This is a genomic window from Desulforhopalus sp. IMCC35007 (assembly GCF_005116575.1).
Lineage (GTDB): Bacteria > Desulfobacterota > Desulfobulbia > Desulfobulbales > Desulfocapsaceae > Desulforhopalus_A.
In genome coordinates, this window is sequence record NZ_SWCN01000020.1 from 98446 (window position 1) to 105411 (window position 6966).

At 48.1% G+C, this 6966-nt stretch carries 5 protein-coding genes; 1 reads left to right on the top strand and 4 read right to left on the bottom strand.

Annotated features, from left to right (window positions below; all coding sequences use genetic code 11):
- The first annotated feature begins 101 nt into the window (after positions 1-101).
- Complete coding sequence (uxuA, locus tag FCL48_RS18875; protein WP_136874518.1) at positions 102-1319, top strand: mannonate dehydratase; 1218 nt, start codon at positions 102-104, stop codon at positions 1317-1319.
- 64 nt (positions 1320-1383) lie between these two features.
- On the opposite strand, the gene lpdA is transcribed toward uxuA, so the two are convergent.
- From lpdA to pdhA, 4 genes are all read right to left on the bottom strand, one after another.
- On the bottom strand, positions 1384-2793 hold the full coding sequence (gene lpdA, locus FCL48_RS18880) for a dihydrolipoyl dehydrogenase (RefSeq protein ID WP_240744889.1): 1410 nt from the start codon (positions 2791-2793) through the stop codon (positions 1384-1386).
- 113 nt (positions 2794-2906) lie between these two features.
- The gene (locus FCL48_RS18885; RefSeq protein ID WP_136874522.1) at positions 2907-4196 is read right to left on the bottom strand and encodes a dihydrolipoamide acetyltransferase family protein; all 1290 of its coding nucleotides are present in this window, start codon (positions 4194-4196) and stop codon (positions 2907-2909) included.
- Positions 4197-4291: 95 nt separating this feature from the next.
- Positions 4292-5260: an alpha-ketoacid dehydrogenase subunit beta gene (locus FCL48_RS18890; RefSeq protein WP_305791029.1), complete on the bottom strand. Its 969-nt coding sequence runs from the start codon at positions 5258-5260 to the stop codon at positions 4292-4294.
- Positions 5261-5272: 12 nt separating this feature from the next.
- Positions 5273-6367: a pyruvate dehydrogenase (acetyl-transferring) E1 component subunit alpha gene (gene pdhA, locus FCL48_RS18895; RefSeq protein WP_136874523.1), complete on the bottom strand. Its 1095-nt coding sequence runs from the start codon at positions 6365-6367 to the stop codon at positions 5273-5275.
- Positions 6368-6966 lie beyond the last annotated feature (599 nt).

The following is a 6966-nucleotide window of genomic DNA, read 5'->3' on the forward strand; positions in this document are numbered from 1 at the left end:
AACACGTATTACCGATACGACAAACAACACAAACTATAATCCAGGTAATTCCAGGCGGTATCTGACCTGAATATCAACTCCGCCCTTGTAAAGAGGTTACTATGAAACAGACATGGAGATGGTTTGGACCATCAGATAAGACATCCATCGACGATATCCTGCAGGCCGGGGTTGAATCTATAGTATCAGCACTCCATCACATCCCCCCTGGGGCGCCCTGGTCAAAAGACGAGATCGCACGGCGACAACAGGAAATTGGCAGAAAAAACGATGGCTCTCCTTCTGGACTTCAATGGGAGGTTGTTGAAAGTCTACCGGTTTCTGAAGATATAAAAAAACAATCAGGAGACTGGCTTGAACATATAGACAATTATAAGGTCAGCCTTAAAAATCTTGCGGAACAGGGTATAGAAGTGATCTGCTACAACTTCATGCCGGTGCTCGACTGGACCCGTACGGATCTTAAATGGAAGATGCCCCACGGTGGCACTACAATGCGCTTTGATCTCGTTGATTTTGCGGCTTTTGACCTCTTTATCCTCAAACGCGAAGGGGCGAAAACAGAGTATCCGCAAAAGCTCACAGCAAAGGCTAGACAACGCTTTGAACAGTTCAATCCTGAGCAGTGCAGACAGATCGTGGATAATATTGCCTGCGGTCTTCCTGGAGACACAGACAAGCTCACGCTAGAAGACGTGCGGCGTCATCTAGCGGAGTACAACCATATAAGTCCAGAGCAACTGTTTAAACATTTCACCCATTTCCTCCAGGAGGTTGCACCAACTGCCCAGGAGCTTGGTCTGCGGCTCTGCTGCCATCCTGATGACCCACCGTTCCCACTGCTCGGTCTTCCTCGTATAGCATCGACGGAAGCGCACTACAATGCACTGTTACAGGCCGTTGATATTCCCGCCAATGGGGTGGCCCTCTGCGCCGGATCACTCGGGGCCAGAAGCGACAATGACCTGCCCGGCATGATTGACCGCCTCGGTGACCGCATCCATTTTGTCCATTTGCGCAATGTAAAAAGAGAAAGCGATGGGATTCCGACATCTTTTCACGAAGACGAGCATCTCAGTGGGGATACGGATATGGTGGCTCTGGTTCAAGCCATCCTGCGGCAGGAAAAAAAACGCCGCGCGGCTGGGCGCAGAGACTGCAGTATTCCAATCCGACCCGACCACGGCATGGATATATTAGACGATCTCAGTCGCCTGGGACAACCGGGCTATCCAACCATCGGACGGGTAAAAGCCCTCGCTGAATTACGTGGTCTTATCACCGCGTTGTCGCACCCTAGTTTGGCGGCTAAAATCTGAGTTGAGTTATGGCTCTGAATAGATAGAAATAGTTGCGATACTCTTTCCAAGTGCAATTCTTCCATCAAGGAGTTTTTATGAGGGGGTTATTCAGAAACATTGCTGCCGCTCCACATAAGGTCTCTGAAAATGTTGGATGCGGATGGAGGCTGAGCGCCAGATCCTCAACCGTAGCTCCCATTTCTATTGCCAGGACAGCCTCGGCTATAAGAGATTCAACGTCTGCTCCGCAGATCCCCACCCCAAGAATCCGTCCATTTCCCGGGTCAGCCAGGACCTTGGTCAGGCCGTCTGTAACCGCTGTGATATGTGCTCTTCCGGAATACTTCCAGGGGAATATCTCTATATTAACCGGTGTATTTTCAAGCCTTGCCTGACGTTCAGTCAGGCCACACCAACCAATCTGCGGACTGGTATAGACCACTGTGGGAATAGCCCGGAGATCATAGGCTGCTGGCTGCCCTGCAATCACTTCCGCTGCCACCCTTCCCTGGTAGGTCGCATTAGCCGCCAACATCATCCTTCCTGTCACATCTCCTACCGCAAAAATGTTTTTTTCAGCGGATCGCTGTTGTTCATCTACGATTATAAAGCCCCTTGCATCAAGTTCAACGGAGGTATTCTCAAGGCCAAGGCCTGCTGTGACAGGTTCTCTTCTTGTTGCAATCAAAACCTTATCAAAGCGGTGTTTTTCTTCACCGTGTGTGGTTTCGAAGGTTGCTACAACACCCTCTTCCACTTCTTCAAGGCATGTTATACGTGTGGCGGTGTAAATTTTTTCAAATGACTCAGAGAGTCTGCGAGATAGAGGTTCGACCACGTCTTCATCTGCGTCCGGCAAAAGCTGAACGCCCATCTCCGCAAGGGTAATCCGGCATCCCAGAGCCGCATAGATAGTTGCCAACTCAAGCCCCTCATAACCGCCCCCAATTATAAGCATCTTTTCGGGAATTGCTGAGAGTTCCAGGGCTTCGGAGCAATACAATATCCGCTTTTTTGTAAAAGACTCCGTTCCTGGAAATAATACCTGGCTTGAACCGGTTGCAATAACAGCATTTTTAAAACGCATCCGGCTGAGCGAAGCCCCTTCAAGACGCACCGTCCTGCTGTCTTCAAAGTGGGCCATCCCTGCAACCAGTTCTACGCCATGCCTCTCACAGAGATTTACTAGACCTTTAGCCAAACCATCAACAACAGTACTCTGCCAGGCCCGCATCGCGGAAAGGTCAATTTCAGGTTCACCAAAATGCAGGCCCATCACACTTGCTTTTTTCGACTCACCCAAAATTTCTGTCAGATAAAGATATAATTTTGAAGGGATGCAACCCTCATGGAGACATGCGCCACCAGGCAAGGGTCGCGGGTCTATCATGGCAACATCAAGACCAAGATCCGCTGCACGAAAGGCAGCTGCGTAGCCACCGGGCCCACTGCCGATAACGACAAGATCGACCGTCATTTCCATATCACCCATGACCATATCTGCTCCTTTCCTGCCCTACTCCTGAGATTCTGAAATGACAATACCCGCATGTTTTCCCAGGTAAAAACACCTCAAAATATTCTGCATAGGAATGAGTTTTCACTCTAAATCATCGTAATAAGTAATTCGTCCGGATCCTGCAGGGCCCTTATGATTACCTGCATAAAGCGAATGGCCTCCGCACCATCGGCCACCCTGTGATCAAAACAGAAGACCAAAGGCATCAATAACCGGGGCTGGATCTGATGATTGCCTTCAGCATCTGTCACAACGGCGGGCTGCATCCTGCCCTGGCCAAGACCAAGGATGGCAATTTCAGGATGATTTATAATTGCGGAGAAGTGACTGCCCCCAATGGCACCGGCATTGGTTATGGTGAAAGACCCTCCAATGAGCTCTTCTCTGGTGAGCTTTCGGCTGCGGGCACGCTGTATTTTATCGTGTAATTCTATAGAAAGTTCTTTTATCGACTTTCGATCAACATCTTGTATAACAGGGACCATCAGGCCATGCTCAGTATCAACGGCGATTCCTATATTAAAATATTTTTTGACGACAATCTCCTGATGGTCAAGATCTAAGGTTGCGTTGAAATAGGGAAAGTTTTTTAAGGCAGTGGCAACCGCCTTTAAGGCAAAGACAGTCATGGTCAGCCGTCCACCGGCTTTTTCTACATCTTTTTTATGTCGCTGCCTGAAATCTTCCAGACGGCTGATATCAACGGTGTCCTGGCAATTCACATGGGGGATCTGTGACCAGGAATAGGCCATGCGTCGGGCTGTTTCTCTTCGTATTGAGCGAAACGGCAGCCTTTCTAGTGGTCCAAACTCATCTCTATTTGTACGATCGCCAGAAACTGATGTGATCGATGAAGGTACAGGATCATAGATTATATCGGCTTCGAGCTGCCTGACATCTGAGGTGGTTGTACTCTCAGCAGCTTTTCGTACATCTTCAGCGGTTACCAGTCCACTGGGGCCCGTCGGCAAGACCTGATACAGGTCAACCTTCAACTCCCTTGCAAGCCGGCGGGTAGAGGGCGCTGCCGGCACAGGACGTCTTTTATCCTTGCTCTGGTACTGGGACGTCTGGTCAACGGTCCCTTTCGGGGTGGTCGATTCGGCATCTTCCCCTGTTGAAACCGAAGATGCACTATCTGCCGTGTCAAAGATGAGAAGAATTTCCCCCACATTTACCATATCCCCATTTTTGACCAAAACTTCACTTACTACCCCCGTTGTAGGGGAAGGGATTTCGACCGCGGCCTTGTCAGTTTCAACCTCAAGAATCGGATCTCCCTCGGTAACAGACTGCCCAGAGGTGACAAAGACCTCAAGAATTTCCGCCTCATGAACCCCTTCACCAAGATCTGGAAGACAAAATGATTTGGTCATACCTGCTCCAATAAAAATTTATCTCACACTGAAATTCACATATAAATACAACGGCTCGACTCTATGACTCAGAAGGTATAGCCCTTTTCGCTCTGCTAAACAACCATGGTCGCACGGGCCGCCTCCATAATACGCTTAACGTCAGGAAGATATGCTTTTTCTCTACTAAAGTAAGGGATAACAACATCATACCCTGCAACCCGCTGGATTGGTGCCTCAAGATAATAAAAGGCCCCTTCCATCAACCGGCTCACAACCTCAGCACCAACACCAAAGCTTCTCGGGGCTTCATGTACGATCACCCCCCTGCCTGTTTTTCGAAGAGATTCAACCATAAGAGTGTCATCAAGAGGGGAAATAGTCAGCAGATCAATAACTTCGGCCGCAATGTTTTCCTTCTCTAACTCTGCTGCAGCTTCAAGTGCGTAGCGCAGCATAGCCCCATATGCTATTATGGTGAGATCTTCCCCCGGCCTGACGACTCGGGACACACCTATTTCAATGGTTTCTTCAGCCTCTGGCACCTCTTCACGAAAAGCCCGGTACAATGCCTTTGATTCATAAAAGATAACCGGATCCGGGTCACGCATTGCACTAATCAGAAGTGCTCGGGCGTTTCTCGGCCCGGAAGGGATCACCATCTTCAGCCCCGGAGTATGGGCCCAATAGGCTTCGCGACTCTCTGAGTGGTGCTCAAGTGCCCGGACCCCACCACCGTACGGTGCCCTCATTACCATTGGACAGGTAAGCCTGCCCTGGGTCCGCCAGCGCATACGTGCGGCGTGGTTTTCAAGCTGATGAAAACTCTGGTAGGCAAAACCTGAAAACTGTATCTCACACACAGGCTTTAGCCCGTAGGCGGCCATACCGACTGACATACCAATTATGGCCGATTCGGCAAGTGGAGTATCCACCACCCGCTCTCCACCAAAATCTCCAAACAACCCATCTGTTACTCTGAACACACCTCCATCAGGGCCGACATCCTGGCCAAGTACTATAATAGAATCATCTTTAGTCATCTCCTGATGAAGAGCCAGGTTCAAGGCCTCTACCATTGTCATTTTAGCCACGGTTCACCCCCCTTCCTCTACTTCAAGGCGACGCTTCAACTCCTGTTTCTGCAGTTGAATATGAGATGGCAACACTTGATAAAGATGACTGAACATATCCAGCGGATCACCAAGTTTTTTCATCTGCTCTTCAGCATTACCTACAGCCGTTTGTATTTTCTCCAGAACCTCAGCTTCCAAGTCTTTCTGTAAAGAACTGGTTAACACCTTTTTATTGTGCAGATATTTTTCAAATCGGCTTATAGGGTCCTTCTTTCTCCAGATCTCGACTTCATCATCCTTGCGGTAACGCTTAGGGTCATCTGCGGTAGTATGCATCATCACCCTGTAAGTGACACACTCAATAAGCGTTGGCCCGCCACCAGAGCGTGCTCGTTGCACTGCCTCCTGTGCGGCGACATAGACGGCCAGAACATCATTACCATCGACTTGGATGCCAGGCATACCATACGCAAGCGCTTTCTGGGCTATCGTTTCGCTTCTTGTCTGCTGTCTTAGCGGGATAGATATCGCCCATTGGTTGTTCTGACAGACAAAAATGACTGGGGTTTGATAGACGGCTGCGCAGTTCAGCCCTTCATGAAAGTCACCCTCAGATGTTGCCCCGTCACCGAAATAACACATGACAACCTCGTCAGTTTTTCGGTATTTGGCAGCAAAACCAATTCCCGTAGCATGAATCACCTGCGTACTCACAGGTATTGCTAAAGGCATATCGTTCTGATTGGGCTCAAGTTTCGTACCCTCGTTATAACCATTATAATAAAGCAGGACAGACTCGAGAGATCTGCCTCTCACGATTTCGGCAGAAGTTTCTCTAAAGGAAGGCACAAACCAGTCGCTCGGTTTAAGCTGGAAAACCGATCCAATCTGGGCTGCTTCTTGACCTTTGACAGGCGGAAAAGTTCCTATCCGCCCCTGTCTTTGCAAATCGAGCATACGTTCGTCAAAACGACGCCCCAGCAACATGGCCTTATACAGATTCAGGTACTGTTCTTCTGAAATTTCTGGTTCGAGCGAACTATCGACTTCACCGCTTTCATCCAATATGGACAAATAATCTACGGTATTGGGAATAGAGATTTGAATACGTGGCATTTGAGGCTCCTTTTTGAGGAACAACATGAAAGTAGATATCAAGATCAGCAACACATTTTGACAGATTATCTACTACAATTACCATTGTAAACTTGATGGACTACAGAACACGTATAGCTATTTACACATTTACGTATCTTATTAGAAGTATAGCCATCTTTGATCAATTATTCCAAAGTAAAACGTAAAACGGGGAGACACATCATTGTTACATTGCCCCATATATTAATGCAGATCATTTAGCATTTCCCCCTTCGGAGCAACAAAGACTATAGACCAAGAAGAACATCGAATATCTTCTTCTATTTTTTCTATTTCATATTTAACCAAAGAACAGCGACATAGAAATGAGAATGGTAGATACTAAGAAGAACGGCGGCAAAAAAGATAGCGGTGAGGTGATTTTATTGTTGACCTAATGCGAGTGATCAGCTATTTTGCCGCTCCTTCGTGAGCAACAGGGAAACGCAACCAGCCTGAACGGCTTGAGAGTTTAAAACTGTTTCTCACAAATGAAAATAAGATAAACTTTTTATTGACATAAGGTTTTAAGTTTATTAGAGTTAGCCGCTCGCCGCGACATAAAGCGCGGGACACTT

Bases quoted from the DNA above. Each gene is read 5' to 3' on its own strand.
- pdhA (WP_136874523.1), bottom strand. From the start codon at position 6,367: ATGCCACGTATTCAAATCTCTATTCCCAATACCGTAGATTATTTGTCC.
- lpdA (WP_240744889.1), bottom strand. From the start codon at position 2,793: ATGGGTGATATGGAAATGACGGTCGATCTTGTCGTTATCGGCAGTGGG.
- uxuA (WP_136874518.1), top strand. From the start codon at position 102: ATGAAACAGACATGGAGATGGTTTGGACCATCAGATAAGACATCCATC.
- FCL48_RS18885 (WP_136874522.1), bottom strand. From the start codon at position 4,196: ATGACCAAATCATTTTGTCTTCCAGATCTTGGTGAAGGGGTTCATGAG.
- FCL48_RS18890 (WP_305791029.1), bottom strand. From the start codon at position 5,260: ATGACAATGGTAGAGGCCTTGAACCTGGCTCTTCATCAGGAGATGACT.